At 64.5% G+C, this 538-nt stretch carries 1 protein-coding gene; it reads right to left on the reverse strand.

Annotation, left to right across the window (positions count from 1 at the left end; translation table 11 throughout):
* Positions 1–538, reverse strand: a 538-nt coding sequence (locus BTW07_RS19015) for an Ig-like domain-containing protein (protein WP_167369293.1), incomplete at both ends; no start/stop codon positions are given.

Consider the following 538-nt stretch of genomic DNA (forward strand, 5'->3'; position numbering starts at 1 on the left):
GTGAGAGTAGCGTTCTCGCCGGTGGTTTGGGTATCGGCGACGGCGACCGGTGCATCATTGGTGCCGGTCACCGTTACGGTCAGCGTCGAGGTGGCGGTGCCGCCCTGGCCATCGCTGACGGTGTAGCTGACTTTAGTGGTATCGGTCTGACCCGCGGCCAGGCGATCGAACGCCGTGCCAGGATTGAAGCTGTAGGAGCCATCGGCGTTAAGGGTAAAGGTGCCACCAGGGGAGCCGGTGATAGCCTGCCCGACGCTACCTGTTACGCCGTTGACCGCGCTGACACTCAGCGTGCCGCCATCGACATCGCTGTCGTTGGCCAACACGCCCTGGGCCGCGGAGACATTGAGAGTAGCGTTCTCGCCCGTGATACCGGTATCGGCGACGGCGACCGGCGCATCGTTAGTGCCGGTGACGGTGATGGTCACCGTCTTCGGTGCACTGACCCCACCGTCATTATCGGTGGCGGTGTAGCTGAAGGTGACGTCGCGACTCTCGCCGGCGGCGAGAGCGTCGAAGTCGGTGCCCGGCGTGAAGC

Source organism: Salinicola socius (genome assembly GCF_001937195.1).
GTDB classification, from domain to species: Bacteria; Pseudomonadota; Gammaproteobacteria; order Pseudomonadales; family Halomonadaceae; genus Salinicola; species Salinicola socius.